Source organism: Roseateles sp. P5_E4 (genome assembly GCF_054049255.1).
Genome location: NZ_JBFUMS010000006.1, coordinates 84,684 through 109,631 on the forward strand (window position 1 = coordinate 84,684; position 24,948 = coordinate 109,631).

Sequence of the window (24,948 nt, forward strand, 5' to 3'; positions counted from 1 at the left end):
CTGTGCTCCATGCTGATCCAGTTCTGCTGCACGCTGCCTGCCTTGCATGAAGCGCCGCCGTCCGGTCGCCCGCAGCAATGAGCGAAGCGGCTGGCGGTCCACCCGGGCGCAAAACCCCAGAAGACCCGGTAGAGCCCACCATCGCCGTGGAGGTCCAGCTGACGCCGGGCCACACCCTGCCGCCCGGCACGCGCATCCACGACTACCGCATTGACCGGGTGCTGGGAGAAGGCGGTTTCGGCATCGTCTATCTCGCCACCGACGTCGCCCTGGAGCGGCAGGTCGCCATCAAGGAATACCTGCCCTCGTCGATGGCAGCACGCGCCGGCAATTCGCTGACAGTGCTGGTCAAGTCGCCCAACCATGCAGAGACCTTTGCGATCGGGCTGAGGAGTTTTGTCAACGAGGCCAAGCTGCTGGCCCGCTTCGACCACCCGGCGCTGCTCAAGGTGCATCAGTTCTGGGAGGGCAACGGCACCGCCTACATGGCCATGCCCTACTACCAGGGGCAGACGCTGAAGGAGGCGTTGGCCAGGCTCGGCCGGCCGTCGACCGAAACCGAGGTGCGCGCCTGGCTGATGCCGCTGCTGGATGCGCTGGAAGTGCTGCACAACGAGCACTGCTACCACCGCGACATCGCGCCGGACAACATCCTGCTCACCGACCACGGGCCGCTGCTGCTGGACTTCGGCGCCGCACGCCGCGTCATCGGCGATCTCACGCATGCGCTGACCGCCATGCTCAAGCCGGGCTTTGCGCCCATCGAGCAATACGGGGACATGCCTGGCGTCACCCAGGGCCCATGGACCGACATCTTCGCGCTGGCCAGCGTGCTCTACGCAGCCATCAGCGGCCGCCGCACGGTGGCTTCCGTCGAGCGGCTGCTCAACGACCAGCTGCAACCGCTGGCCACCGTGGCGGCGGGTCGCTGTGGCAACGCCTTCCTCGCGGCCGTCGACCGTGCGCTGGCCATCCACCCCAAGGACCGCCCGCAATCCATTGCCGAGTTCCGGACCCTGCTCACTGCCGGCGACACGCAGGTCATCGATCTGCTTGAGCTGCAGGCTTTGGGCCTCCCGACCGGCGACGAAACGGTGCTGTTGCCGGATTTCGACCCGACTCAGGTCGCATCGATCAGCCCGTTGCTCGCGCCGCGGGAGCCGACACGCCCCGAACCACCGCCGCCGCCCGCCGTGGCTCGCACGCAGCTGCCTGCGGCGGCGCCGCCCCCGGTGCTGCCTGCCCCGCCCCCGCCGACAGCTCTTCCAGCGTCCAGCGCCGTGCCTGCACAGGCGTCCGTGCCGGCCCCGCCGCGCCGCGCTCTCCTCCTGAGCGCGGCGGGCGTGGTGGGCCTGGCCGCGGCCGCCTGGGGCGGATATGCCTTGCTCTGGGCACCGGCGCCCGCCGAGCTGGCGCCGCCACCCGCGCCGGCGTCGGCCGCCGCTGCGGCTCCAGCTCCAGCGCCGATCGCTTCCAGCCCAGTCCAGGCTGCCTCGGCGGCCTCTGCACCGGACACGCCCGCCTCCACCGCCCCCGTGCCACCGGCTCCCGTGCCGGCACCCACAGCCTCAGCGCCGACGCCCATCGCCGTGGCGCCGGCGGCACCCAAGCCGCGCCCTGCCGTGACCGCTCCTGCGCCCTCCGAGGCGAAGGGCGCAAAGTGCAGTGATATTCTGCAAAAAGCCTCACTGGAACCGCTGACGGCGAGTGAGACCGCTTACCTGAAAAAGGAATGTCGATGAGTAGCGCTGGCCACACGAATCGCATCAATTTTTCAGTGCAACTGGGGCGTGCCGCGATGCTGGGCTGCATGGCCCTGCTGGCCGGCTGCCTGGCGACGGCGCCGACACAGCCCACGGTATCGACCAACGAGCTCTCCTTCAGCGAGGCTGTCGTCGTCGCGACCGATGGCCTGGTGAACCAGACTCAGAAGCTGCCCGCCTTCCTGGCGAAGATGGAGTCCAAGATCGTCAGGAAGAACGTCGTGGTCGACCCCATGATCGACGCGGCCAGCGGCCAGCAGACCCAGACCACGCAACTGCTCGAGCGCCGCATTGGCGAGCGCCTGGCCGCGCGCAAGGAAGGTGGCTTTGACCTGCTGCCCTTCAAGACCGAGAACCTGTCCAAGGTGCAATACCTGCTGACCGGTACGCTGACCCGGCAGCCGGGCACCGCGATCAAGCGGCCGTTGAACATCAACCTGGCATTGGTGGAGATCAAGACGGGCCAGGTGGTGGCGCAAGCCTCGGCACTGGCCCGCGATGACGGCCTCAACCACACGCCGCTGGCGATCTACCAGGACAGCCCGGTGCTGGTGAAAGACCGGGTGATCGACGGCTACATCAGCACGTCGTCGACGGCGCCGGGCAGCGCGGCCAATGGCGTGTACATGGAGCGCGTCGCGGTGGCCAGCGTCATCAACGAGGCCGGCTCCCTCTATAACACCGAGCGCTATCAGGAATCGCTGGCCAAGTACCAGGAGGCCCGCACCCAGGCTGGGGGCGAACAACTGCGCACGCTCAACGGCATCTATCTCAACAACGTCAAGCTCGGGCGCACCGCCGAGGCCGAGTGGGCCTTTGGCCAGATCGTGGCCTACGGGCTGCGCTCCAACAAGCTGGACGTGAAGTTCCTCTTCAACCCCGGCAGCACGGAGTTCTGGTCCGACCCCAAGGTCAGCGGCGCCTATCCGATGTGGCTGAGGCAGATCGCCAAGGAGGGCGCCGGCGCCCGCGTCTGCATGGTCATCGTCGGCCACACCAGCCACACCGGCTCGGAGCAGACCAACGACGCGCTCTCGCTGCAACGTGCCACTTTCATCCAGCAGCGCCTGGCGGCCGAAGCCTCGCCCCTGGCCCAGCGCGTCAAGGCCAGCGGCATGGGCTGGCGCGAGAACCTGGTCGGCAGCGGCAGCGACAACGCGGTGGATGCCCTGGACCGGCGTGTCGAGTTCCGCGTGGTGCCCTGTAACTGATACCCCTCGTCCAGCCGCACCCCGCTGAACGCGGCGCGTCTGACCGGTCCCCGAGGGGACGGCGATGCTTGCGGCATTGAGCCGCAAGCACATCGCCAGCGCGGGCCGGCTAGGGAGCGGCCCGGCGCTCGGCCCGAAAGACGGCATCCCTAACTCCGGCGAGACTCGCGCTGCATAATCGTTTTCGACCTGCAGTCCCCGAGTCCGCACCGATGCTGATCCAGTTCTTCTACACGCTGCGCGCCGCCAAGCTCAAGGTGACGGTACCCGAGTACCTGACGCTGCTGGAAGCCCTGCAGGCCGGCGTCATCGGCGGCCCCGACAACGGCGGCGTGGCGAGCATCGACGACTTCTATCACCTGGCCCGCACGTCCCTGGTCAAGGACGAAACCCAGTTCGACAAGTTCGACCGCGCCTTCGCTGCCTACTTCAAGGGCGTGGAGATGCTGACCGACTTCACGGCCGACGTGCCGCTGGAGTGGTTGCGCAAACAGCTTGAGATCCAACTCTCGCCCGAGCAGAAGGCTGCCATCGAGAAGATGGGCTGGAACGAGCTGATGGAAACGCTCAAGAAACGCTTCGAGGAGCAGAAGGAGCGCCACGAGGGCGGCAACCGCTGGATCGGCACCGGCGGCACCAGTCCCTTTGGCAACAGCGGCTACAACCCGCAAGGCATCCGGATCGGCGGCTCTGGGGGCAACAAGAGCGCCGTCAAGGTCTGGGAGCAGCGCGCCTACCGCGACTACGACGACACGCTGGAACTCGGCACGCGCAACATCAAGGTGGCGCTGCGCCGCCTGCGCCGCTTTGCGCGCGAAGGGTCGGAGCTGGAGCTGGACCTGGACGGCACCATCCACGGCACCGCCGCCAATGCCGGCATGCTGGACATCCGCATGCAGCCCGAGCGCCACAACAAGGTCAAGGTGCTGTTGCTGATGGACGTGGGCGGCACGATGGACGAACACGTGAGCCGCGTGGAAGAACTCTTCAGCGCCGCCAAGACCGAGTTCAAGCACCTGGAGTTCTATTACTTCCACAACTGCGTCTACGACTTCGTCTGGAAGAACAACCGGCGGCGCTTCGCCGAGAAGCTCAACACCTTCGACCTGATCCGCAAATACAACCGCGACTACAAGCTCATCTTCGTCGGCGACGCGACCATGAGCCCCTACGAGATCCTGCAGGCCGGCGGCAGCGTCGAATACAACAACGACGAGCCCGGCGCCGAATGGATCCAGCGGCTCACCCACGCCTTCCCCAAGTACGCGTGGATCAACCCCGAGCCGCAAGGCGTCTGGCAGTACCGGCAGAGCATCGCGCTGATCCAGCAGCTGATGCAGCAGCGCATGTTCCCGCTGACCCTTTCCGGACTCGAAGGCGCGATGCGGCTGCTCAGCAAATGAAGCGTCTCTTTGCACTGCTCGTCGCAGTGCTGCTGAATGCCTGTGCCACGCAGGCTCCCCCGCAGGCACCCGCCCCACCGGCGCCGGACATCCCGGCCGACGCGCCGGCCGTCTACAGCGTCGACATCCGCATCGACGGCGAAAGCCGCGAGGCCGCGCGCCTGCGCACGCTGCTGGCCCAGAACCTCGACCTTGCCCGCTACCGCGCCAGCGAGGCGGCGCTGAGCCGGGTGGAGCTGGCCCGCCTGGCCGCTGCGGCGCCCGCGCAGGCCGAGACGCTGCTGGAAACCGAGGGCTACTTCAACGCCAAGGCCGACGTGGACCGCGACCCGGCAGACGAGACGCGGCTGTTGCTCACCGTCAAGCCGGGGCCGGTGGCAAGGGTCGACAAGCTCGAGCTCGAGTTCACCGAAGGCCTGGCCGACGAGCAGGCCCAGGCCCTGCGGGAAGTCCTGCGCAGCGCCTGGACGCTGAAGAACGGCGCCGCCTTCACGCAGTCGCAATGGGCCTCGGCCAAGAGCGATCTGCTGCTGCGCGCGCGCAATGGCGGCTATCCGCTGGCGCGCTGGGCCGAGACGGCCGCCCGCGTCGATCCCGACACGCAGACCGCCGAGCTCCACCTCGTGCTGGCCAGCGGCAACCGTGCCAAGCTCGGTGCGCTGCGCATCGAAGGGCTCAAGCGCCAGAGCCGCAATGCCGTCGAGCGCCTCGCCGGCTTCGACACCGGTGATGACTACACCGAGCAGAAGCTCGCCGAGTTCCAGGAGCGCCTGGCCAAGACCCAGCTCTTCGACGCCGTGCGCGTGCAACTGCTGCCCGAGGCCCCGAACGCCGACGGCACCACGCCCGTGCAAGTCACGCTGACCGAGTCGGCCCTGCAACAGGCCACGGTGGCGGTGGGCTATCACAGCAACACCGGCCAGAGCATCAGCGTCGAGCATCTGCACCGTCGCCCCTTCGACCTGCCCGTGCGCGCCCGCACCAAGCTGCAATTCAGCCGCGACCTGCGCGGCGCCGAGCTGGAACTGAGCTCCCACCCCCAACCCGACCTGAAACGCAACCTCGCCTCACTGCAGTACGAGCAGGACCGCACCGGCGACACCATCGCCACCAACCTGGGCGTGCGCCTGGGCCGCCTCTACGAGTCGACGCGCGACGAGCGCCTGAGCTATGTCGAGCTGCTGCGCGCGCGCGAGACCGCCGGCAGCGAGGTCAACACCAACCTGGCCCTTTCCATCAACCAGCAGTGGATACGCCGCCGCCTGGACAGCACCCTGCTGCCCACCGACGGCCACCAGGCCCTGGCCCTTGTCGGCTTCGGCTATGCGAAGGGCGGCGGCACCGACGACAGCGGTCCCTTCGGCCGCATGCAGTTCAAGCTGGGCGTCTACAAGCCCTTCGGTGGCTGGTTCGCGTCGGCGCGCGCCGAGGTGGCGCAGGTGGTATCGAAGGAACAGGTCGGCGTGCCCGAGAAGCTGCTCTTCCTGGCGGGCGGCGACGAGTCGGTGCGCGGCTATGCCTACCGCAGCCTGGGCCCGCAGAAGAACGGCCTGACCGTCGGCGGCCGCGTGCTGGCCACCGGCAGCCTGGAAATCGCGCACCCCATCATGCCGAGCTTCCCCAGCCTGTGGGGCGCCGTCTTCGTCGATGCCGGCAATGCTGCCTCGCGCTGGCAGGACTACCGCGCCGTCGTCGGCTATGGCGCCGGCGTGCGCTGGCGCAGCCCCGTCGGCCCGCTGCGCGTGGACCTGGCGCGTGCGCAGGAAACCGGCAAGTGGCGGTTGCACTTTAGTGTGGGGATCACGCTGTGAAGCTAGACGCTGCGACTTTGTCGAACAGCGTGGGGATCACGCTGTGAGGCGATCCTTGCGCATCCTGCGTGCCGCCCTGATCGCGCTGGCGCTGGTGCTGGTGCTGATCGCCGGCTTCGTCGCCTGGCTGCTGCAACGCCCTGCGGGTGGCGCCTGGCTGCTGGCCCATCTGCCCGGTGTGCAGATCGAGGCCCCCGAGGGCTCACTGATGGGCGAGTTCAGCGCGCGTCGCCTCATCCTCACCTGGGCCGGTGGCTCGGCCGAATTGCTCGGACTGCGCTGGAAGGGCCTGGGCGTCAGCCCCAGCGCCGGCCTGCTGCTGGCGCGCGAGCTGGCCGTGGACGAGGTCGTCATCCGCAGCCAGGCCAGCGACAAGCCCATCGTCCTTCCGCCGGACCTCACACTGCCACTAGGCGTGCAGATCGCCAGTCTGCGCATCGCCAAGCTGAGCTGGGCGCCCGATCAGGCACCGTTGCTCGGCCTTGACGCCCAGCTGGACCTGCCCCGCCGCGGCACCCATCGCATCGAGCTCAAGGCTGCTCGCTGGCAACACCTGACGCTGGCCGGCAAGGCCCGCATCGAGAGTGCCGCGCCGCTGCAGACCGACGCGACGCTGCGCGTGCAGCAGGCCGAAGCGACCGACCTGCCGTGGTCAGCCGTCGCTGCAGTCACCGGCCCATTGGCCAGGCTCAAGGCCAAAGCCGAACTGGAAGCCGCCCACCAGACGCTGAAGGCCGACGGCGAGGTCCAGCCCTTTGCGCCCTGGCCCGTCAACGCGCTGCAACTGAAGGCCGACAAGCTCGACCTGGCGGCCCTCATGCCTGGCCTGCCACGCACGGCGCTGAGCGGCGACGCCCAGCTGAAGGCGCCCGCCCGCGACGCCGAAGCCACGCTGCAGGCCGACCTGCACAACGCCGCTGCCGGCCGATGGGACCAGGGCGCCCTGCCCGTCAACCGCCTGGTCATCGCGCTCGCCGGCCGGCCTGACCAGCCCACCAGCCTGCGCCTGACCGCGCTGGACGCCGAACTGCCCGGCGGTGGTCGAGTGCAAGGCAAGGGAGCGCGTGAGGCCGATGGCCGATGGCAGCTCGACGCCCGCGTGCAGGGCCTGCGCCCCGAAGCGCTGGACGCGCGAGCCACGCCGGCGCGCCTGGATGGGCCGCTCACGCTCGCGGGCGGCAAGGCCGGCCCCTTGAGCGCCAGGCTTGACCTCGCCGGCACGGTGCAGAACCGCCCGCTGCGCGTGAAGGCCAAAGCCCGGGGCGAGGGCACGAAGTGGCAGATCGAGGACGCCCAACTGGCCAGCGGCGACGCCACGCTGCAGGCCAGCGGTCGCGTCGACACCGCCGGTGCCGCGCAACTCAAGGTTCAGCTACGCCAGTTCGACCCGCATCTGCTGTGGCGCGGCGCACCCGGTTCGGCCTGGGCTCGCCTGCCCGGCCCGACACGACTCAGTGCCGAGGCCGATGTGGACGTGCGCGGCAAGACCCTCGCCACGCTCAGTGGCAACGTCTACGCCCGCTTGCTGCCCAGCCAGTTCGCCGGCCTGCCCCTCGAAGGCCGGATCAAGCTGCAGCGCGAACGCGCCGCCGACCCGGCGGCCTTCGACATCGACGGGCGCCTGGGCAACAACCGCGTGCAGACCAGCGGCCAGGCTCGGGCCGAAGCCATCACCGGCACTGCCGCACTGAAGGCCGGCGCGCTGGCCGAGCTGAACCCGCTGCTGGCGCTGTTTGACCAGCAGCCGATCGCCGGCCAGGGCGAGGGTGATGGCAGCTTCCAACTGGTGCGCGGCATCAAAGGCTGGCAGGTCGGCGGCAGCGGCAAGCTGTCGCTGGCCTCCGCCAAGGCGTTGGGCACCAGCATCGCCGCCCTGAAGGCGCGCTGGGAGCTGCCCCTGCCCGGCGCCGACGGCGATGGCCCGGTTGCGCTGGTCCTGGACATCAGCCAGTTGCGCGACCCGCTCGCCCAGCTGACCAGCGCCAAGCTCGACCTGCAAGGCCGGCGCAGTGCCCACGATGTGAAGGCCGAGGTCAGCGGCAAGATCATTCGAGATGCATCGGCGCGCGACTCGCAAGACCTGACGCTGAACGCCCAGCTCCAGGCCCGCGGCCGCTGGGATGGGCAGGCCTGGAGCGGCCGCGTTGCGCGCATAGCCATCGGCCCGCTGCGCCCCAACACGCCGCCACTGCTGGCGGCCAAGGACATCGGCCTGCGCTGGGCCAGCGACGGCCCACGCCTGCAGGCCGAGCCCGGCCGCGCCGAGGTGGGCGGCGCCTTCGTGCGCTGGCAGGCCCTGAGCTGGACCGGCGGCGAACGCCCCGAGGCCCGCGCCGAACTGCAGCTCGAGGACGTGGCCGCCGCGCCATTGATGGCGCGCTGGCAACCCGACTTCGGCTGGGGCGGCGACCTGCGCGTGACGGGCCATGCCTCGCTGCTGCTGAATGATCGGCTCACCGCCGAACTGCTCATCGAACGCCAGAGCGGCGACCTGCGCGTGACCGACGAGTTTGGCCAGCGTGCGCTGGGACTGACCGACCTGCGCCTGGCGGTGAATGTGCGCGACGGCCTGTGGCAGTTCGCGCAGGGTGTGGCCGGCAGCGAACTTGGCAGCCTGGGCGGCGCGGTGACGCTGCGCCCGGCCAAGCTCTGGCCTGACGCGCAGACGCCCGTGCAAGGCGTGCTGCAGGCCAATATCGCCAACCTCGCCACCTGGGGCAGCTGGGTGCCGGCCGGCTGGCGCCTGGGCGGCCGCGCGGCGGCCACCGTGCAGCTTTCCGGCCGTCTGGGCGCCCCCGACCTCAATGGCCGCGCCGAAGGCGAGAACCTGGCGCTGCGCCATCTGCTGTTCGGCGTGGATGTGACCGAGGGCCGCTTCACGCTCGACTTGAAGGGCCAGCATGCCGAGCTCTCCAAGCTCGAAGCGCGCGGCGGCGATGGCTGGCTGCGCGCCAGCGGCACGGCCGAGTTGGGTGCCCAGCCCAAGGCCCACATCGAGATGACGGCCGACAAGCTGCGCGTGCTGTCGCGCGTGGACCGCCGCCTCGTCGCCAGCGGCCAGGCGGCGCTGGACCTCGACGCCAAGGGGCTCAAGCTGGAAGGCAAGCTGCGCGCCGACGAAGGCCTGTTCGACTTCAGCCGCGGCGACGCGCCCGCGCTGGCCGACGATGTGACCGTGCTGCGCGGCCCGCGCGACGCGGCACCCACCGCGCCGCCCGCACCCAAGGCCGCGCGCAACAGCGTCGTCAACGTCGCGCTGGACTTCGGCCGCGACTTCAAGGTACGCGGCCGGGGCCTGGCGACGACGCTGCGCGGCCAGTTGCAGGTCAGCCAGAACAACGGCCCGCTGCGCGTCACGGGCAAGCTCGACGCCGATGGCGGCCAGTACGCGGCCTATGGCCAGAAGCTGGACATCGAGCGCGGCGACATCAGCTTCACCGGCGCCTACGACAACCCGTCGCTGGACCTGCTGGCCGTGCGGCCCAACCTCGATGTGCGCGTCGGCGTCTACGTGGGCGGCACGGCGCTGGCGCCGCGCGTGAGCCTGTACTCCTCGCCCGAGATGAGCGACACCGACAAGCTCTCCTGGCTGCTGCTCGGCCGCGGCCCCGATGGCCTGGGCCGCACCGACACGGCCCTGCTGCAGCGCGCCGCCCTGGCCCTGCTCAGCGGCGAAGGCGAAGGCCCGACAGGCAAGGTGCTGCGCAACCTGGGGCTGGATGAGCTCTCGCTGTCGCAGAGCGACGATGACACCAAGGCCACCATCGTGCGCCTGGGCAAGCAGATCTCGCGGCGCTGGTATGTCGGCTATGAACGCGGCCTGAATGCCACCACGGGCTCCTGGCAGCTCATCTACCGCATCGCCCAGCGCTTCACGCTGCGGGCCCAAGGTGGGGACGACAACGCGCTCGATCTCATCTGGCAGTGGAAATGGGATTGATTTGGAGCCCCTCGTCCAGTCTTGCCGCTGAACGCGTTCAAGCCTGACCGGTCTTGCAGACCGCGCTGCGTCAATGACGCAGCTCTTCGGCAGGCACAGCGGACCCACCGGGTCCGCTGTGTCCGGCCTCAGCCCCCTAGGGGACGGCGATGCTTGCGGCATTGAGCCGCAAGGACATCGCCCGCGGGCCGGCTTGGGAGCGGCCCGGCGCTCGGCCCGCAGCCCATGCGCCACGAGCTCCAGCCTGTCAGACAAAGCCGCATCCGGGCCGGCTTTGTATCTGCTGAGAGCCAGCGGCCTCCTACAAGGCGACGCGATGGCGCACCCCTGCGCCATCCCGGCCTGCCTACACATCTGAAACCCCGTTGAGACCAAAGTTGTTTCATCAACCCCTGTTGATTCCGATGGAGGTTCACCATGACCCAGGTCCAGCTCACTACGCCAACAGCACCCGCTTCGCTGCCGCTTCCTCAGTCCGCGCACAAGGCGACCATCGCCGAAACCCTGCGGGCTGAGCCAGAGCTCACCCATCTGCTGCACTTCGAGCCGCTGACCTACCAGGGCGCCGGCCTGGACATTCCCTGCGACCGCCAGGGCCGCGTCGGCCTTGATGCCCTCGGCGACAAGCTGCGCAACGACTACTTTTTTGCGCGGGCACTGATCGGCCGACTGTTCGACAAACCGACCGTCAAGCAGGCCCTGCCGGTGATGCATTCCTGAGCAATCAGGCGCCGTCCTACAGCCCCACCCTGGTCTGCCCGACAGCGGGCGCCAAGACCCTCCGCGAGGATTCCGGCCATGTTCACAGACTCACTTTCTGCGCAGACCCTGCCCCATCTGCCGGTCGCCGCCGATCTTGTCGATGCCGATCTCGACGTCTCCCTCAGTACCCCGTCCACGCTGGTCGTTCACGCCAGCCTGGAACTGCAAGGCAGCGAGGCCATGGACCTCGCCCTGGTCATTCCCCGCTCGCGTTGCAATGGCGAGCGCCCGCTTCTCACCGCCCTGCTGGACGCCGTCCAAGCCGCCGTGGCCCGCGCGACGCGTGGCGGCACCCTGCACCAGCCCCGCCGCGTGCTGACGCGGGTGGCCGGCCAGCCCCATCTGGTCGCGCAGTTCTAAAGGCCTATTTCGAGCGCCCGTCAAACTCCGTGACGGGCACGGCCTTCAGATCGATGTCCTCCAGGCAGCGGATGTTGATGGCTGCCATCGCCGAGCCGTCCGGCCCCTTGCCTTCGCCATAGGGATGCATGCCACAGGTCGGGCAGAAGCGATGCTGGATGACATGCTTGTTGAAGGTGTAGCTGCTGGCGTTCTGCTCCGGCGTCAGCAGTTTCAATGCGCTGCGCGGCACGAACCACAGCAGCGATCCCTTGCGCTGGCAGATCGAACAGTTGCAGGACAAGGCGGAGCCGATCTCGCCCTCGACCTCGAACTTGATGTGGCCGCAGTGGCAGCTTCCTTGGTGCGTCATGTCGCGTGTCTCCTTGAGTAGGCGGATGCTGCCAGAAAGCCCGCGAGACCCCATGCGAGAATGCGCGCCGCCTGACCGGCGCCTTCACGGCGCCAACGGTGCTCTCCGTAGTTCAATGGATAGAACGGCCGCCTCCTAAGCGGCAGATACAGGTTCGATTCCTGTCGGAGGGACCACGAAGCATCGATGCGGCCTCACAAAACGCCAGGAAGCGGGCCAAAGCGCTCTGAGCGGCCCTGTTCCAGGCGTCGCAGCCGTCTTTCCAGATCGGCGAGATCCCGGGCTTCGCTAAGAAAGCGCTCGTCGTCATCCCGTGTGAACGCGTCCCTCAGGTTCAGCAGCCATGCGCCCAAGCGCGACGTCGAGCCGGTGACGGCAGATTTTTGGAACAAGGTGGCGGTACGTTGCATGGGTGCTCCTTCGTGAGGCTCGAAAGCGATGAATCACGATAGGCACCGCCCACGCTGTTGCAAAGGCACAGAAGGGGCGCGAGTTCACTCGGCTGTATCAACGCAGCTGCAGACACAGCTGGCTGCCCGGGCCGCCGGGCATCGATGACAGGCGGCTCAATGCGAAATCCGCCGCTTGATGGGTGGGCAACTGATCCTCGTCAACGTGGGTGTTGAGATCGTCCGGCAATCTTGAGGTCCAGGCGCTCGATCAGAGCTGCCGCCAGTGCGCAAGAATCGCGTCTCGCCTTCTACGAGGAACCGCAATGCCTAAACCCGTCATCCGTGCACTGAGTGCTGCCCTGCTGCTGGGCACAGCCACCAGCTGGGCAGCCGACGAAGTCACCCTGCCCCTGAAGGAAGCGTGGTTCGAGGGCGAGATCGTGCATTACGTCAGCACGGACATCTCCGACCCCGGCATCGCCAAGAAGCAGGGCATCAACTACGTGCCCGCCCTGGCCCAGACGCTCAAGCCCGGCATGCCCGTCGAGAAGGCCTACAAGTTCCCGGGCGACGAGCAGGCCACCGTGCTGCCCTCGATCCCGAGGCCCGTGGGCGGCGCCAATGCCGACGCGACCTACAGCCCGCTGTGGGTGCTGGTCATGGTGCGCTGGAAGCCCGACGTCACGCCGCACACACTCAAATCCGAGGAGGCCGTGCTGGCTGCCGAGGAAAAGGGCGAGGTCCAGCTGACTCCCACCAAGATCGTCGCGAACTGGCCCGTCGTGCGGGCTCGCGGCGCCGCGCTGCAGGGCGTGCGCTGAGCCAGCAAGACATCATCCCGTCGGCCGGTCGCCCCCACCACTAAGGGTGCCGCGCAGTTGGGAGGGCGCCAGCCCGGTCATGCGGCGGATGGCGCGGCTCAAGTGCGCCTGGTCGGCGAAGCCGCACTGGGCGGCCACGGCGGCCAGGCCGGCGTCGCCCCGGGCGATGTGGCCGAGCGCGCGATGGGTGCGCTGGAACAGGCGGTAAGCCGCCGGCGTCACGCCGAAGACCTGGCGGAAGCCGCGCGCAAGGCTGCCCGGGTGCAGGCCGAGTTCGCGCGCCCACGAAGCCACCGGTGCATCGGGATCCTGGCGCAGCCGTGCCGCCAGCAGGTCGGGCCAGTCCGAAGCGGGAATCGGCAACTCCGTCAGGCTGGCGGTCAGCAGGTCCAGCGCCGCATGCAGGTCCCGTTCCGCCAGCCGAACCACCGCGTCCGGATCGCTGGCGGCGGCATGGGTGGCAGCTTCCCAGGCGGTGGGCAAGGGCAGGATCAGCACCTGGGCGCCACTGCCGGCCACTTCGTCCAGGTGGTACTCCCAGCGGCGGTGGGCGAGTACATCCCCCGCCCGCAAGTGGTGCCGCCCCGTGTCGCCCGCCTCGACATAGCCGCCGGCGAGCACCAGGGCGACGAAGGCTTCGTCATGCCGGTGCCGGCCCAGCCGCTCGCGCGGCGGATGGCGCATCGGCCCGGCGGTCAGCGGGCGGCAGGCGCCGGGCGCGCCGGGTCCGCCAGGTGCTCCCTTTGGCAGGTGAATTCGGTTCAAGACAGGCTATGCAATCGGCCACAAACTGGCCTCATTCTGAGGGATGCCTGCATGACCATGTTTTCGAGTTTGCGCGCCTGGTGGACGGCCGCCGCCCTGCTGGCCCTGCCATGCGCGTCGGGTGCGGCCACCGCACAGCACGTGCTGGCCGCGCACCGGGCGGCGACAGGTGAACCCGCCAAGGCAGGCAGCCTGGCCTTGCGCTACGCCTATTCGGGCCAGGGGCTGGTTGGCACCGTCGTCACGCGGTTCGACACCGCCAGCGGCGCCTTCGTCACGGACAGTGAACTCGGCCCGATCACGGTGGCGAACGGCTTCGACGGCCGCCTGCCGTGGATGCGCGACATCTCGGGCGCCTGCACGCCCCAGCAGGGCGGCGACCGCGTGCGCCTGGCGATCAACGAAGCCTACCGCCTGGCCAACCTGTGGTGGCGCCGGGATCGCGGCGGCGCCCGCATCGAGGCGCTGGGCCGCGAGACGCTGGACGGCCGCGCCCTGGAGCATCTCGCCGTGACGCCTCGCGGCGGCTTGCGTTTTGACGCCTGGTTCGACGCCGGCAGCGGGCTGCTCGCCCGCATCGCCGAGCGCCAGATGTTCTTCGACACCCGCACGACCTACGAGGACTACGTCCGCCAGGGCGGCGCGCAGGTGGCTGGCCGCGTCATCGTCGACGGCGGCACCGGCGAGTCCGGCCTGGCGACGATGCGGCTGCTCGACGTCAGCTCGCCACCGCGGCGGCCCCGCACCGCCTACGCCATGCCGCCCGACCCGCCGCAGGGCGTCACCCTGGCCGACGGCGCCCGCCGGGCCAGCGTGCCGTTCCGGCTGCTGAACAACCACATCTACGTCGAGGCGCACGTCAACGGCCACGGCCCCTACACCTTCATCGTCGACACGGGCGGCCACACCATCCTTTCGTCCCGCGTGGTAGCCGAGGCGGGCCTGAACGCCCAGGGCGCCTCACCGTCGGCGGGCGCCGGCGAGAAGACGACGACCAGCGGCTATGCGAAGGTGCGCGAGATCGCGCTCGGCCCGGTCCGCATGCAAGACCAGACGGCGATCACCATGGACATCTACGACCCGGCTGTCGAAGGCATCCGGGTCGACGGCATGGTCGGCTTCGAGCTGCTGCGCCGCCTGGCGCTGCGCATCGACTACCAGCACAGCACGTTGACGTTCAGCCGCTTTGACGCCTTCGATGCCGGCGACGCGGGCACGGCCATCCCCTTCAAGTTCTACGACCACCTGCCGCAGGTCGAAGGCCGCGTGGGCGACATCCCGGCGCTGTTCGACATCGACACCGGCTCGCGCAGCGAGGTGGACCTCACGAGCCCCTTCGTCGCCGCTCGCCGCTTGCGCGAACGCTTCCCCGGCGCCGTCTCCACCATGACCGGCTGGGGCGTCGGCGGCCCCTCGATGTCGGAGGTCGTGCGGCTGCCGTCGCTGTCGCTCGGGCCGGTCACCATCACCGCGCCGGTGGCGGCGCTGTCAGGCGCCAGGGCCGGCTCCTTCAGCGACGCCAACTTCGACGGCAACATCGGCAGCGGGCTGCTCAAGCGCTTCGTGACCAGCTTCGACTACTCGCGCCAGCGCATGTACCTCAAGCCCATCGTGCCGCCGCCTGTCGACGCGGGCCGCTTCGATCGCTCGGGCATGTGGCTCAACGCGGCCGACGAGGACTTCGTCGTGGCCCACGTCTCTCCCGGCGGCCCGGCGGAGGCAGCAGGGGTTGCCGTCGGTGACCGGCTCCTCACCCTCGATGGCCGGGCGGCGCGGGCCGATGAGCTGTCCGCGACACGGGCGCTGCTGCGCACCCGGGCGGATGGCGATCGCATCACGCTGGGCATGCGGCGCGGCACCGAGCCACGCAGCGTCGTGCTGGTGCTGCGGGAGCGGCTGTGAGCAGCCACGACGAACGCCGGCGAACACGCGCCGTCCTGCTGCTGCTGTCGCTGGCCATGTTCATCGTCTCGCTCGACCAGTACATCGTGGTGGTTGCGCTGCCGGACATCGGCCGGGACCTGGGCTACTCGTCCCAGACACTGCAATCGGTCATCAGTGCCTACGCGATTGCGTCGAGCGGTTTCCTGCTGCTCGGCGGCCGCGCGTCGGACCTGCTGGGCCGGCGCAGGGTTCTGGCGGTGGGCCTGTTGCTGTACTGCCTGGCGTCCCTGGCCGGAGGCCTGGCGACCGGCACGGCGCAACAACTGGTGGCCCGTGCCTTCCAGGGCCTCGGCGGCGCCCTCGTGTTCCCCAGTACCCTGGCGCTGATCAACGTGCTGTTCAAACAAGGCCCGGCCCGCAACCAGGCACTCGGCTTCTGGGCCGGCGCGGGCGCGGCTGGGCTGGTGGTCGGCGTGCTGGCGGGCGGGGCGCTGACCAGCGGCTTCGGGTGGCGGGCCGTCTTCCTCGTCAACGTGCCCCTTGCCGGCGCGGCGCTGGCGGCCACCTTCGCGCTGATCGCGCACGACGGTCCGCTCGACCTGTCGCGGCCGTTCGACCTTCCCGGCGCAATCAGCGCCACGGCCTGCGTCACGCTCATCGTCCTGGCCCTGGTCCAGGGGCCCGAGCTGGGCTGGACATCGCCATGGATCCTCGCAGCCCTGCTCGCCGGGCTCGCGCTGGCCGGGGCCTTCGTCGCCGTCGAGCGGCGCAGCGCCGACCCGATCCTGCCGCTGGCCCTGTTGCGAAACGGCTGGCTTGCACTCGCCGCGGTCACCGCCGCACTGTTCATGGCCACCTTCGGCACGCTGCTCTACTTCCTGTCCCTCTTCTTTCAGGATGTGCTCGGCTACGACGCCCTGCACGCCGGCCTGGCCTTCCTGGTGCCCACGGCCGTCGTGACCGGGGCGTCGGCGGCAGCCGGTCGGCTGGCCACCCGCTTCGGCCTGCGCCGCACGATGGCAGGCGCGCTGCTCGTGGGCGCCGCCGGCGCGCTCATGATCGGCCTGGCCGCCCGGCCCGACGCCGGCTACCTGGACCTGCTGCCTGGCATGGTGGTCGTCAGCCTCGGCGATGGCGCCATGTTCACGGCCATGTTCATCGCGGCTGCCCAGGGTGTCCAAGACGACCGGCAAGGCGTGGCCTCGGGCATCGTCTCCACCGCCTCGGGCATCGGTGCGGCCGTCGGCCTCGCGGTGCTGGTGTTGATTGCTAACCACGCCAGCGGCGGGGTGGCCGCGCAGGCGCTGCGCGCGGCGCGTGCCCAGGGGATCGCCCATGCCGCCTGCACGATTGCGGCAGGCATTGCGTTCACCCTGCTCATCGTGCTCGCCTGGCGGCAGGCGCCGGACGACGGCCATGGCTGAAGCACCGGTGATCGCTTTTCGCGACGCCGCCGAATTCGAGGCCTGGCTGGAGGCGCATGTCGATCTCCAGGGAGGCGTCTGGCTCAAGATCGCCAGGAAGGGGTCGGGCCTGCCCTCACTGACGAGCGACGAGGCGGTCGACGTGGGCCTTTGCTTCGGCTGGATCTCCGGCCAACGCAGGGCGCTGGACGAGCGCCACTACCTGCAGAAGTACGTGCCTCGCCGCCCGGGCAGCCGCTGGTCGCAGATCAATGTGGACAAGGTGGCGGTGCTGGCCGCCGCGGGCCGCATGCGGGCCACGGGCCAGGCCGAGATCGATGCTGCCCGGGCCGACGGCCGCTGGGCCGCCGCCTATGCGCCGCAGCGCACCGCCGGCATTCCGCACGACCTGGCCGTCGCGCTGGCGAGCCACCCGCTCGCCAGCGCGGCGTTCGAGTCGCTCGGCCGCACGCGCCAGTACGCATGGATCCTGAAGCTGCTGACGGCGCGCGATGAACGGGCCAGACAGGTGCAGCTCGCGAAGCTGATCGACACCCTCGAGGGGGCTTGCGCGCCTGTTGAACGCGGCGGCGGCTAGGCCCGCGGTGCTGTGGCGCAACCGTCGTGCACGGGCCGCCAGCCAAACACGCGCCAACGCTCTGCGAATAAGCATCCCCGCTTTCCTTCGTTCCGCGAGGAAGGCGGGTTCCCTATCGTGCAAGGCATCAACCGATATCGGCCGCCATGCACATCACCAGCCTCTCAGCCAGCCCCAGCGAACGCTCGCGCTCCGCCTGGCTCACGCAGTTCGCGCTGACGCGCCTGGAAGGCCGCGCCACGCATCACGACGACATCCTCGTGCGCGAGCTGCCCGCCGCAGCGCTGCTGACGGCGGACCTGCAGGACCGGGCCATAGCCGCCGCCGTGCAGGCCGTCGAGCAGGCCGACCTGGTCGTCGTCGGCACTCCCATCTACAAGGCGGCCTACAGCGGCCTGCTCAAGGTCTTCCTCGATCTGCTCCCGCCCGATGCGCTGCGAGGCAAGGTCGTGCTGCCGCTGGCCACGGGTGGCAGCGCGGCTCATTTCCTGGCACTGGACTACGCCCTCAAGCCCGTGCTGTCGGCCCTGGGCGCCCGCCACGTGCTGGACGGCGTGTTCGCCACTGACGCTCAATTGCGCCGTCATGAGGCCGGCGGCTTCGTGCCGGAGCCCGATCTGATTGCACGGCTGGACCGTGCCCTCGCTCCGCTGACGCCACGAATGCGGAACTCGCCAGAGCCCACTCAGCTGTCGACGCCGCAAGGCCAGCTTCACCACCGCTTGTCTCCTCGCCTCCCGCACGGGACCGGCGACTTCATCCCGGCGCTCGGGCGCTGATCGGGTGCGCCCGAGCGCCGGGATCTTTTTGCACAGGACGCTCTTCATGCTTTTCCGCTCTCTTCGACATGTCCTTCGCTGGACCGCGCCGCTGCTGATCGCGGCCACCAGCCTGCACGCTTCTGCCCAGACAACGCTGCGCATCGGCTTCCAGAAATCCGCCAGCCTGTTGACGCTACAGAAGTCCTCGGGCTCGCTCGAGAAGAAGCTCAGCTCCCTCGGTGTCGCCGTGAAGTGGGTGGAGTTCCCGGCCGGCCCGCAGCTGCTCGAGGGCCTGAACGTCGGTGCCGTCGACGTGGGCTTTGTTGGCGAGGCGCCGCCCATCTTTGCGCAGGCCGCCGGCGCGCGCTTCGTCTACATCGGCTTTGATCCCGCCGCGCCCGAAGCCGAAGCCATCGTCGTGCCCAAGGATTCCGCCATCAGGACGCTGGCCGACCTGAAGGGCAAGAAGATCGCGCTGAACAAAGGCAGCAACGTGCACTACCTGCTCGTGAAGGCGCTGGAGAAGCAGGGCCTGAAGTACAGCGACGTGCAGCCCGTCTACCTGCCGCCGGCCGATGCACGCGCCGCCTTCGAGCGCGGCGCGGTGGATGCCTGGGTGATCTGGGACCCCTTCCTCGCCGCCGTCGAGAAGCAGAGCGGCGCGCGGCTGCTGCAGGACGGCCGCGGCCTGGTCAACAACTACGCCTATTACCTGGCCGAGCGCGGCTTCGCACAGCAGCACCCGCAGGTCATCCAGGCGCTGTTTGACGACAACCAGGCCCAGGCCGCCTATGTAAAGGCCAACGTCAAGGCCGCAGCGGCTGTCATCGCGCCGCTGCAGGGACTGGAGCCCGAGGTCGTCGAGAAGAGCCTGACGCGCTACCAGTTCGGCGTGAAGCCGCTGACCCCGGCCGTCGCCGCCGAGCAGCAAAAGATCGCCGATGCCTTCCACGCCCTCGGCCTGATTCCCAAGCCCATCCGCGTCGCCGACGCGCTGCCCGCCACCACCGTTGCGGAGGCCGCGCGATGAGCGCCCACGCCACGCGCCGTGCGGCCATCGCCATCCTGGCCACGACGGCCGCGGTCTGGACGCGCGCCAAGGCCGAGGCTCCCCAGCAACTTCGGATCGGCTTCCAGAAGGGCTCGCTCAACCTCGCCCTGCTGAAGAGCTACGGCCTGCTGGAGCAGCGCCTGCCCGGCACCCGCATCCAGTGGACCGAGTTCCCCGCCGGCCCGCAGTTGCTGGAGGCACTGGCATTGGGCAGCGTCGACCTCGGCGCCACCGGCGACGCGCCACCGGTGTTCGCGCAGGCCGCGGGCAAAGACGTTGTCTACGTGGGCGCCGAGCCGCCCAAGCCGGACAGCTCGGCCGTGCTCGTCAAGCCCGACTCGCCGCTGAAGACGCTGGCCGACCTGAAGGGCCGACGCGTGGCGCTGCAGAAGGGCAGCAGCGCCCACTTCCTGACCGTGCAGGCTGTGAAGAAGGCTGGCCTGGCCTGGGCCGACATCCAGCCCATCTACCTGCCGCCGGCCGACGCTCGCGCTGCCTTCGAGCGCGGCTCGGTGGATGCGTGGGCGGTGTGGGACCCCTACTACGCCGCCGCCGAGATCAGCGGCGAGCTGCGCGCGCTGGCCACCAGCCGCGGCCTGACGAGCAACAACACCTTCTATCTGGCGTCGCGCGCGCTGAGCCAGCAGCCGGCCCTGGTGAAGGCGCTGTTCCAGGCCCTGACCGACACCGACACGCGCGTGCGCACCGATCGCAAGGACGCGGTGCAGCGCTATGCCGAATTCGCCGGCCTGCCCGTGGCCATCGTGCAGCGCATGGTCGAGCGCCGCGGTGCCGCGCCCGTCGGACCGCTGACGCCCGACCTGGTCCGCGAGCAGCAGCAGGTGGCCGACGCCTTCGCCGAGCTCGCGCTGATCCCCCGCCCCATCCGCGTTGCCGATGCCATTGCACAGGTGAAAGCATGAAGATCTTCTGGTTCATCCCCACCCACGGCGACAGCCGCTATCTCGGCAGCTCGCGCGGCGCCCGCGTGGCCGACCATGCCTACTTCAAGCAGATCGCCATTGCCGCCGACAGCCTCGGCTACGAGGGTGTGCTGCTGCCCACCGGCCGCAGCTGCGAAGACTCGTGGATCGTCGCGGCCAGCCTCATTGACGCCACCAAGCACCTGAAGTTCCTTGTCGCGCTGCGGCCCGGCCTCGTCGCGCCGTCGCAGAGCGCCCGCATGGCCGCCACGCTGGACCGCCTCTCGGGCGGCCGCCTGCTCGTCAACCTTGTCACCGGCGGCGACCCCGACGAGCTGGCCGGCGACGGGCAGTTCCTCGATCACGCGGCGCGCTACGAGCAGAGCGCCGAGTTCATCCGCATCTGGCGCGAACTGCTGGCCCGCTCGCACACCGGCGAGCCGCTGGACCTGGATGGTGAGCATCTCAGCGTCAAGGGCGGCAAGGTGCTCTACCCGCCCATCAACAAGCCCTACCCGCCGGTGTTCTTCGGCGGCTCCTCAGGCCCGGCGCACGACCTGGCTGCGGAGCAGGTCGACACGTACCTGACCTGGGGCGAACCGCCGGCCGAGGTCGAGAAAAAACTCGCCGATGTGCGCGAGCGCGCTGCGGCACGAGGCCGCCGCCTGCACTACGGCATCCGCCTGCATGTCATCGTGCGCGAGACCGAAGATGAAGCCTGGCGCGCCGCCGGCGAGCTGCTGTCCGAGCTGGACGAAGCCACCGTGGCCGCGGCCCAGGCGCGCTTCAAGAGCATGGACTCGGTCGGCCAGCGCCGCATGGCCGAGCTGCATGGTGGCCAGTTCAACAAGGCCGATGTGCGCCAGGGGCTGGAGATCGCGCCGAATCTGTGGGCCGGCGTGGGCCTGGTGCGCGGTGGCGCGGGCACGGCCCTGGTGGGCAGCCCGCAGCAGGTGGCGGACCGCATCAAGGAATACTCGGACATCGGCCTGGAGTACTTCATCCTCAGCGGCTATCCGCATCTGGACGAGGCCCACCGCTTTGCGGAACTGGTGTTCCCGCTGCTGCCGCTGGGCGTGCGCGAGAAGCTCACCGCGCCCGTGCTGACCGGCCCGTTCGGCGAAGTCGTGGCCAACAGCTACGTGCCCAAGGCCGTTTCCGCGAGCTGAACCGATGTTGCGCCGCCTCATCCCCTGGCTGCTGCCCGCAGCTCTCCTCGTCGCCTGGGAGATCGCCTCGCGCAGCGGGGTGCTGTCTGCGCGCATCCTGCCCGAGCCCGCCGCGGTGCTGGCCGCCTTCTGGCAGCTGCTGCGCTCGGGAGAGCTGGCACATCATGTCGCCGTCAGCACGGCGCGGGCCTTCTCGGCGCTGGCCATCGGCGGCGGCCTCGGCCTGTTGCTGGGCCTGCTGACCGGCACCTGGCGCGCGGCCGAGACGCTGCTGGACACGACGCTGCAGATGGTGCGCAACATCCCCGCGCTGGCGCTGATCCCCCTGGTCATCCTGTGGTTCGGCATCGACGAAGCCGCCAAGCTGGTGCTGGTCGCCGTGGGTGTGTTCTTCCCGGTCTACCTCAACACCTTCCACGGCATCCGCAACGTCGACCGCGACCTCATCGAGATGGCGCGCAGCTACGGCCTGTCGGGCTTCCAGCTGTACCGGCAGGTCATCCTGCCCGGCGCCTTGCCGTCCATCCTCGTCGGCCTGCGCTTCTCGCTCGGGCTGATGTGGGTGCTGCTGATCGTCGCCGAGACGCTGTCGGCCCAGGCCGGCATCGGCTACCTGACGATGAATGCGCGCGAATTCCTGCAGACCGACATCGTGCTGGTCGGCATCCTGCTCTACGCCGTGCTCGGCAAGCTGGCCGACGTCGTCGCGCGCGGGCTGGAGAAGGCCTGGCTGCCCTGGCACCGCGGCTATGCCGCCGAGGGGAACTGACCATGTGGCTCACTGAATTCGACACGCCCGTGCTGCCGCGTGAGCCCGTGGTTGCCGATACGCCGGCGCGCAGCACCTCGCAGGGCCTGGCGCTGCAACTGCGCGGCGTTGCCAAATCCTTCGGCACACGCCATGTGCTGCAGGACCTGGACCTGACCGTCGCGCCGGGCGAGTTCGTCGCGCTGGTGGGCCGCAGCGGCTGCGGCAAGAGCACGCTGCTGCGGCTCATCGCCGGGCTGGACTCGCCGAGCGCCGGCCTTGTCGAAGCGGGGACGGCGGGCGAGCGCCGGCTGATGTTCCAGGACGCCCGCCTGCTGCCCTGGAAGCGCGTTGTCGACAACGTCGCGCTCGGCCTCGCCGGCCCCGATGCCAGGGACCGCGCGATGGAGGCACTGTCCCAGGTTGGCCTCGCCGGCCGCGGCAGCGACTGGCCGGCGACGCTGTCAGGCGGCCAGCGCCAGCGCGTGGCACTCGCCCGCGCTCTCGTGCACCGCCCTCGCCTGCTGCTGCTTGACGAGCCGTTGGGCGCGCTGGATGCGCTGACCCGGCTGGAGATGCACCGCCTCATCGAGCAGCTCTGGCGCCATCACGGCTTCACGGCCCTGCTCGTCACCCACGATGTCGCCGAGGCCGTGGCCCTGGCCGACCGCGTGCTGCTGATCGACCGCGGCGGCATCGCGCTGGATGCGACGGTCTCGCTGCCTCGCCCACGCTCGCGCACGGCGGCGGGGTTTGCGGAGCTGGAGGAGCGAGTGCTGCGGCAGATCGTCGGCAACCCGGCCTTGGCTTAGCTGTCAGGGACTGAGCGAGTGGTGCTGGCTTAGCCGCCCGCAGAGCAAGGCCGCGAGCCGCGCAGCACGTTGTACGGATTCACCGGCGCACCGCGCCACCAGCGTGGCTTCGGCTCGAGCTTGAAGATCGCCAGGTGCAGGTGCGGTGCACCGGCCGGCGAATTGCCGGTCAGGCCCACGTAGCCGACCAACTGGCAACGGCGCAGCGACTGGCCTTCCACCAAGCCCGGCGCGTAGCCGTCGAGGTGGGCGTAGTAGTAGGCGTAGCGCGACGCGGGGTCGAACTGGTAAACCGTGAGGCCGCCGCGCTGGCTGGTGAACAGCTTGGCCACCACGCCGTCTTCCACCGCCAGCACCGGCGTGCGCATCGGGGCCGGGATGTCCAGCGCCTCATGGGCACCTTTCGTGCGGCCGTCGCCGAAGGTATCCGTCAGGGTGGCAGCCCACACGCCGGGTAGCGGAATGGACAAATCGCGGCCCTGCAGGTCGGCGATGTCGGCAGGCGTGACGGCGACGTCCACCGGGCCTGACGCGGGTGTGACCGCCGTTGCAGGCCAGGACGAAGGCACAGCGGGCGTCTCGACCCGCACCGCCGGCGCGGTCACCTGAGGTTGGACTGGCGGCGGCACTGACGCGCGGCGCTCGCTGCAAGCGCTGGCGCAGGCCAGCAGCAAGGCCATTGCCGCGTGGGACACGCTGTGGCGAGGCGGTAGGAGTGTCATTGCGTGCAACCTGCCTTGCAGCCGAAGTCAGGGCCGAATGTCGACCTCGAAGCCCGGTTTCACGAGCTTGGCCAGACGTTGCGCGTCCCAGTTCGTCATGTGGATGCAGCCGTTGGTTTCCTCACGGCCCAACTGCGCGGGGTTGGGCGTGCCGTGAATGCCCCAGTGCGGCTTGCTCAGCCCCAGCCACGTGTTACCGACGGGATTGTTGGGGCCGGGCGCGACCTCGGCCTTCTGCGCGTCCTTGGGGGCGTTTTTCAGCAGCGCCGGGTTGTACGTGAAGGTCGGGTTCGGCACCTCGCTGACGATCTTCAGCACGCCCAGCGGCAACGGGTCCTGCGGCCCGCCGATGCTGATCGGGAACGCCCCCAGCACCTTGCGATCGGCGCCGAGCACCCACAGGGTCTTGGCCCTCTTCTCGATCTCGATCCTGACCGCCGCGCCGCCGACCGGTGGACGCGCGGAGACGTCGGGCACGATCAACTCGTCGCCTGCCTTGAAATCCTTCGCCCGGCCACGATTGAGCGACGCAAGCATCGACTCGCTGAGATGGAAGCGCTCCGCCAGCGCCTCGCCGACGGTTTCGTAGTCCAGCGACTTCAGCTTGGCGCGCTCGGCCATGTCGGCGGGTGTGCGGGTGTAGGGGCCGGCCACGTCCTTGTCGGTGATGGTGTAGGTCGCGAACGCACCGCCCGTATCGCCCTGTTCCAGCGCCTTTGCGGTGGCCGCGTCGAGCCGGCCGCTGACCTTCAGGCCCCTGGCTCGCTGAAACGCGGTCAGCGCGCGTTGCAGGTTGCGCCCCTGGCGGCCATCGATCTCGCCCGGCGAGAACCACGCCCGATCCAGAAGCACCTGGGCGCGGGCAACCGCGTGGGCACCCACCGCGTGACCGTGTCCAGGCACCAGCGACGCAGCGTTGAACGCCTCCAGCGTCTGCGGTGCCGCCGACGAGGTGGCGCGGGCGCGGTGCGTGGCGGCAACGCCCGGCGACGCGACGCAGGCGCAACACAGCAGCGCGGCGGCCATCTTCAGCGGTGAAAGTGACAAGGTCGGCATGGCGGGCTCACGAGGTGGGTCGATTCACCGCACCGTACCGAGGTCACCGCGCCGCACGTGTAGGCCGATGCCTGGAACCACTGCCAATTGACGACGTGAACCGCTGCCCGCGAGGCTGGATGACTGCTGCGCGCCCTACATCGGGCATCGAAGGAGCGGCGAAGTCCGATGAGTCGATGACTGCTTCGTGCCGCGCACCCTGAACCTGGCCCTTTGACGCGAGCGACGGCAACCGCTGCAG

The 24,948-nt window shown here is 69.6% G+C and carries 22 protein-coding genes and 1 tRNA gene; 18 read left to right on the plus strand and 5 right to left on the minus strand.

Annotation, left to right across the window (positions count from 1 at the left end):
- The first annotated feature begins 77 nt into the window (after positions 1 to 77).
- From ACXJLH_RS13335 to ACXJLH_RS13365, 7 genes are all read left to right on the plus strand, one after another.
- On the plus strand, positions 78 to 1,742 hold the full coding sequence (locus ACXJLH_RS13335; RefSeq protein ID WP_457444579.1) for a serine/threonine protein kinase: 1,665 nt from the start codon (positions 78 to 80) through the stop codon (positions 1,740 to 1,742).
- The gene (locus tag ACXJLH_RS13340) at positions 1,739 to 2,974 is read left to right on the plus strand and encodes an OmpA family protein (RefSeq protein WP_457444581.1); all 1,236 of its coding nucleotides are present in this window, start codon (positions 1,739 to 1,741) and stop codon (positions 2,972 to 2,974) included. The genes ACXJLH_RS13335 and ACXJLH_RS13340 overlap by 4 nt, the downstream gene beginning before the upstream one ends.
- Before the next feature lie 212 nt (positions 2,975 to 3,186).
- Positions 3,187 to 4,377, plus strand: coding sequence for a vWA domain-containing protein (locus ACXJLH_RS13345; RefSeq protein WP_457444583.1), 1,191 nt, complete (start codon positions 3,187 to 3,189; stop codon positions 4,375 to 4,377).
- Entirely contained in the window at positions 4,374 to 6,188 is a 1,815-nt protein-coding gene (locus ACXJLH_RS13350; RefSeq protein ID WP_457444585.1) for an autotransporter assembly complex protein TamA, read from the plus strand. The genes ACXJLH_RS13345 and ACXJLH_RS13350 overlap by 4 nt, the downstream gene beginning before the upstream one ends.
- 43 nt (positions 6,189 to 6,231) lie before the next feature.
- Positions 6,232 to 10,128: a translocation/assembly module TamB domain-containing protein gene (locus tag ACXJLH_RS13355; protein ID WP_457444587.1), complete on the plus strand. Its 3,897-nt coding sequence runs from the start codon at positions 6,232 to 6,234 to the stop codon at positions 10,126 to 10,128.
- Positions 10,129 to 10,545: 417 nt separating this feature from the next.
- Positions 10,546 to 10,848, plus strand: a complete 303-nt coding sequence (locus tag ACXJLH_RS13360) for a hypothetical protein (protein WP_235532010.1) — start codon at positions 10,546 to 10,548, stop codon at positions 10,846 to 10,848.
- A gap of 78 nt (positions 10,849 to 10,926) precedes the next feature.
- Positions 10,927 to 11,250, plus strand: coding sequence for a hypothetical protein (locus ACXJLH_RS13365; protein WP_457444589.1), 324 nt, complete (start codon positions 10,927 to 10,929; stop codon positions 11,248 to 11,250).
- Positions 11,251 to 11,254: 4 nt separating this feature from the next.
- Here ACXJLH_RS13365 and ACXJLH_RS13370 read toward each other — a convergent pair whose 3' ends face one another.
- Positions 11,255 to 11,602 carry a GFA family protein gene (locus ACXJLH_RS13370; protein WP_056198875.1) on the minus strand — a complete coding sequence of 116 codons (348 nt, stop codon included), beginning with the start codon at positions 11,600 to 11,602 and terminating at the stop codon, positions 11,255 to 11,257.
- Between the two features lie 101 nt (positions 11,603 to 11,703).
- On the opposite strand from ACXJLH_RS13370, the gene ACXJLH_RS13375 reads away from it, so the two are divergent.
- Positions 11,704 to 11,778 (plus strand) — tRNA-Arg (locus tag ACXJLH_RS13375).
- Positions 11,779 to 11,796: 18 nt separating this feature from the next.
- Here the strand turns inward: ACXJLH_RS13375 and ACXJLH_RS13380 are convergent.
- Positions 11,797 to 12,012: a hypothetical protein gene (locus ACXJLH_RS13380; RefSeq protein ID WP_457444591.1), complete on the minus strand. Its 216-nt coding sequence runs from the start codon at positions 12,010 to 12,012 to the stop codon at positions 11,797 to 11,799.
- A 305-nt stretch (positions 12,013 to 12,317) separates the two neighbouring features.
- On the opposite strand from ACXJLH_RS13380, the gene ACXJLH_RS13385 reads away from it, so the two are divergent.
- On the plus strand, positions 12,318 to 12,815 hold the full coding sequence (locus ACXJLH_RS13385; protein WP_457444593.1) for a DUF7482 domain-containing protein: 498 nt from the start codon (positions 12,318 to 12,320) through the stop codon (positions 12,813 to 12,815).
- Positions 12,816 to 12,827: 12 nt separating this feature from the next.
- On the opposite strand, the gene ACXJLH_RS13390 is transcribed toward ACXJLH_RS13385, so the two are convergent.
- The gene (locus tag ACXJLH_RS13390; protein WP_457444595.1) at positions 12,828 to 13,499 is read right to left on the minus strand and encodes an AraC family transcriptional regulator; all 672 of its coding nucleotides are present in this window, start codon (positions 13,497 to 13,499) and stop codon (positions 12,828 to 12,830) included.
- A gap of 132 nt (positions 13,500 to 13,631) precedes the next feature.
- Between ACXJLH_RS13390 and ACXJLH_RS13395 the strand changes: the two genes are divergently transcribed.
- The 9 genes from ACXJLH_RS13395 (at position 13,632) to ACXJLH_RS13435 (ending at position 22,929) form a co-directional block, all read left to right on the plus strand.
- Positions 13,632 to 15,482: an aspartyl protease family protein gene (locus tag ACXJLH_RS13395; protein WP_457444597.1), complete on the plus strand. Its 1,851-nt coding sequence runs from the start codon at positions 13,632 to 13,634 to the stop codon at positions 15,480 to 15,482.
- On the plus strand, positions 15,479 to 16,888 hold the full coding sequence (locus tag ACXJLH_RS13400; protein WP_457444598.1) for an MFS transporter: 1,410 nt from the start codon (positions 15,479 to 15,481) through the stop codon (positions 16,886 to 16,888). The genes ACXJLH_RS13395 and ACXJLH_RS13400 overlap by 4 nt, the downstream gene beginning before the upstream one ends.
- Positions 16,881 to 17,465: a YdeI/OmpD-associated family protein gene (locus ACXJLH_RS13405; RefSeq protein ID WP_056198890.1), complete on the plus strand. Its 585-nt coding sequence runs from the start codon at positions 16,881 to 16,883 to the stop codon at positions 17,463 to 17,465. Before ACXJLH_RS13400 ends, ACXJLH_RS13405 begins: the two co-directional genes overlap by 8 nt.
- A 146-nt stretch (positions 17,466 to 17,611) precedes the next feature.
- Complete coding sequence (ssuE, locus tag ACXJLH_RS13410) at positions 17,612 to 18,244, plus strand: NADPH-dependent FMN reductase (RefSeq protein WP_082532737.1); 633 nt, start codon at positions 17,612 to 17,614, stop codon at positions 18,242 to 18,244.
- A gap of 46 nt (positions 18,245 to 18,290) precedes the next feature.
- The gene (locus ACXJLH_RS13415; RefSeq protein WP_457444600.1) at positions 18,291 to 19,256 is read left to right on the plus strand and encodes a sulfonate ABC transporter substrate-binding protein; all 966 of its coding nucleotides are present in this window, start codon (positions 18,291 to 18,293) and stop codon (positions 19,254 to 19,256) included.
- The gene (locus ACXJLH_RS13420) at positions 19,253 to 20,200 is read left to right on the plus strand and encodes an aliphatic sulfonate ABC transporter substrate-binding protein (protein ID WP_457444602.1); all 948 of its coding nucleotides are present in this window, start codon (positions 19,253 to 19,255) and stop codon (positions 20,198 to 20,200) included. The genes ACXJLH_RS13415 and ACXJLH_RS13420 overlap by 4 nt, the downstream gene beginning before the upstream one ends.
- Entirely contained in the window at positions 20,197 to 21,369 is a 1,173-nt protein-coding gene (gene ssuD, locus ACXJLH_RS13425) for an FMNH2-dependent alkanesulfonate monooxygenase (protein ID WP_457444604.1), read from the plus strand. The genes ACXJLH_RS13420 and ssuD overlap by 4 nt, the downstream gene beginning before the upstream one ends.
- A 4-nt stretch (positions 21,370 to 21,373) precedes the next feature.
- Positions 21,374 to 22,138, plus strand: coding sequence for an aliphatic sulfonate ABC transporter permease SsuC (gene ssuC / locus ACXJLH_RS13430; RefSeq protein ID WP_056198904.1), 765 nt, complete (start codon positions 21,374 to 21,376; stop codon positions 22,136 to 22,138).
- Between the two features lie 2 nt (positions 22,139 to 22,140).
- Positions 22,141 to 22,929, plus strand: a complete 789-nt coding sequence (locus tag ACXJLH_RS13435; RefSeq protein WP_457391746.1) for an ATP-binding cassette domain-containing protein — start codon at positions 22,141 to 22,143, stop codon at positions 22,927 to 22,929.
- 29 nt (positions 22,930 to 22,958) lie between these two features.
- On the opposite strand, the gene ACXJLH_RS13440 is transcribed toward ACXJLH_RS13435, so the two are convergent.
- Entirely contained in the window at positions 22,959 to 23,651 is a 693-nt protein-coding gene (locus tag ACXJLH_RS13440; protein ID WP_457444606.1) for a M23 family metallopeptidase, read from the minus strand.
- A gap of 27 nt (positions 23,652 to 23,678) precedes the next feature.
- Positions 23,679 to 24,707: a L,D-transpeptidase family protein gene (locus ACXJLH_RS13445; protein WP_457444607.1), complete on the minus strand. Its 1,029-nt coding sequence runs from the start codon at positions 24,705 to 24,707 to the stop codon at positions 23,679 to 23,681.
- Positions 24,708 to 24,948: the final 241 nt, after the last annotated feature.

Bases quoted from the DNA above. Each gene is read 5' to 3' on its own strand.
- ACXJLH_RS13445 (WP_457444607.1), bottom strand. From the start codon at position 24,707: ATGCCGACCTTGTCACTTTCACCGCTGAAGATGGCCGCCGCGCTGCTG.
- ACXJLH_RS13385 (WP_457444593.1), top strand. From the start codon at position 12,318: ATGCCTAAACCCGTCATCCGTGCACTGAGTGCTGCCCTGCTGCTGGGC.
- ACXJLH_RS13370 (WP_056198875.1), bottom strand. From the start codon at position 11,602: ATGACGCACCAAGGAAGCTGCCACTGCGGCCACATCAAGTTCGAGGTC.
- ACXJLH_RS13405 (WP_056198890.1), top strand. From the start codon at position 16,881: ATGGCTGAAGCACCGGTGATCGCTTTTCGCGACGCCGCCGAATTCGAG.
- ssuE (WP_082532737.1), top strand. From the start codon at position 17,612: ATGCACATCACCAGCCTCTCAGCCAGCCCCAGCGAACGCTCGCGCTCC.
- ACXJLH_RS13345 (WP_457444583.1), top strand. From the start codon at position 3,187: ATGCTGATCCAGTTCTTCTACACGCTGCGCGCCGCCAAGCTCAAGGTG.
- ACXJLH_RS13360 (WP_235532010.1), top strand. From the start codon at position 10,546: ATGACCCAGGTCCAGCTCACTACGCCAACAGCACCCGCTTCGCTGCCG.
- ACXJLH_RS13390 (WP_457444595.1), bottom strand. From the start codon at position 13,499: ATGCGCCATCCGCCGCGCGAGCGGCTGGGCCGGCACCGGCATGACGAA.
- ssuD (WP_457444604.1), top strand. From the start codon at position 20,197: ATGAAGATCTTCTGGTTCATCCCCACCCACGGCGACAGCCGCTATCTC.
- ACXJLH_RS13380 (WP_457444591.1), bottom strand. From the start codon at position 12,012: ATGCAACGTACCGCCACCTTGTTCCAAAAATCTGCCGTCACCGGCTCG.
- ACXJLH_RS13335 (WP_457444579.1), top strand. From the start codon at position 78: ATGAGCGAAGCGGCTGGCGGTCCACCCGGGCGCAAAACCCCAGAAGAC.
- ACXJLH_RS13340 (WP_457444581.1), top strand. From the start codon at position 1,739: ATGAGTAGCGCTGGCCACACGAATCGCATCAATTTTTCAGTGCAACTG.
- ACXJLH_RS13395 (WP_457444597.1), top strand. From the start codon at position 13,632: ATGACCATGTTTTCGAGTTTGCGCGCCTGGTGGACGGCCGCCGCCCTG.
- ACXJLH_RS13350 (WP_457444585.1), top strand. From the start codon at position 4,374: ATGAAGCGTCTCTTTGCACTGCTCGTCGCAGTGCTGCTGAATGCCTGT.
- ACXJLH_RS13435 (WP_457391746.1), top strand. From the start codon at position 22,141: ATGTGGCTCACTGAATTCGACACGCCCGTGCTGCCGCGTGAGCCCGTG.
- ACXJLH_RS13415 (WP_457444600.1), top strand. From the start codon at position 18,291: ATGCTTTTCCGCTCTCTTCGACATGTCCTTCGCTGGACCGCGCCGCTG.
- ACXJLH_RS13440 (WP_457444606.1), bottom strand. From the start codon at position 23,651: ATGACACTCCTACCGCCTCGCCACAGCGTGTCCCACGCGGCAATGGCC.
- ssuC (WP_056198904.1), top strand. From the start codon at position 21,374: ATGTTGCGCCGCCTCATCCCCTGGCTGCTGCCCGCAGCTCTCCTCGTC.
- ACXJLH_RS13365 (WP_457444589.1), top strand. From the start codon at position 10,927: ATGTTCACAGACTCACTTTCTGCGCAGACCCTGCCCCATCTGCCGGTC.
- ACXJLH_RS13420 (WP_457444602.1), top strand. From the start codon at position 19,253: ATGAGCGCCCACGCCACGCGCCGTGCGGCCATCGCCATCCTGGCCACG.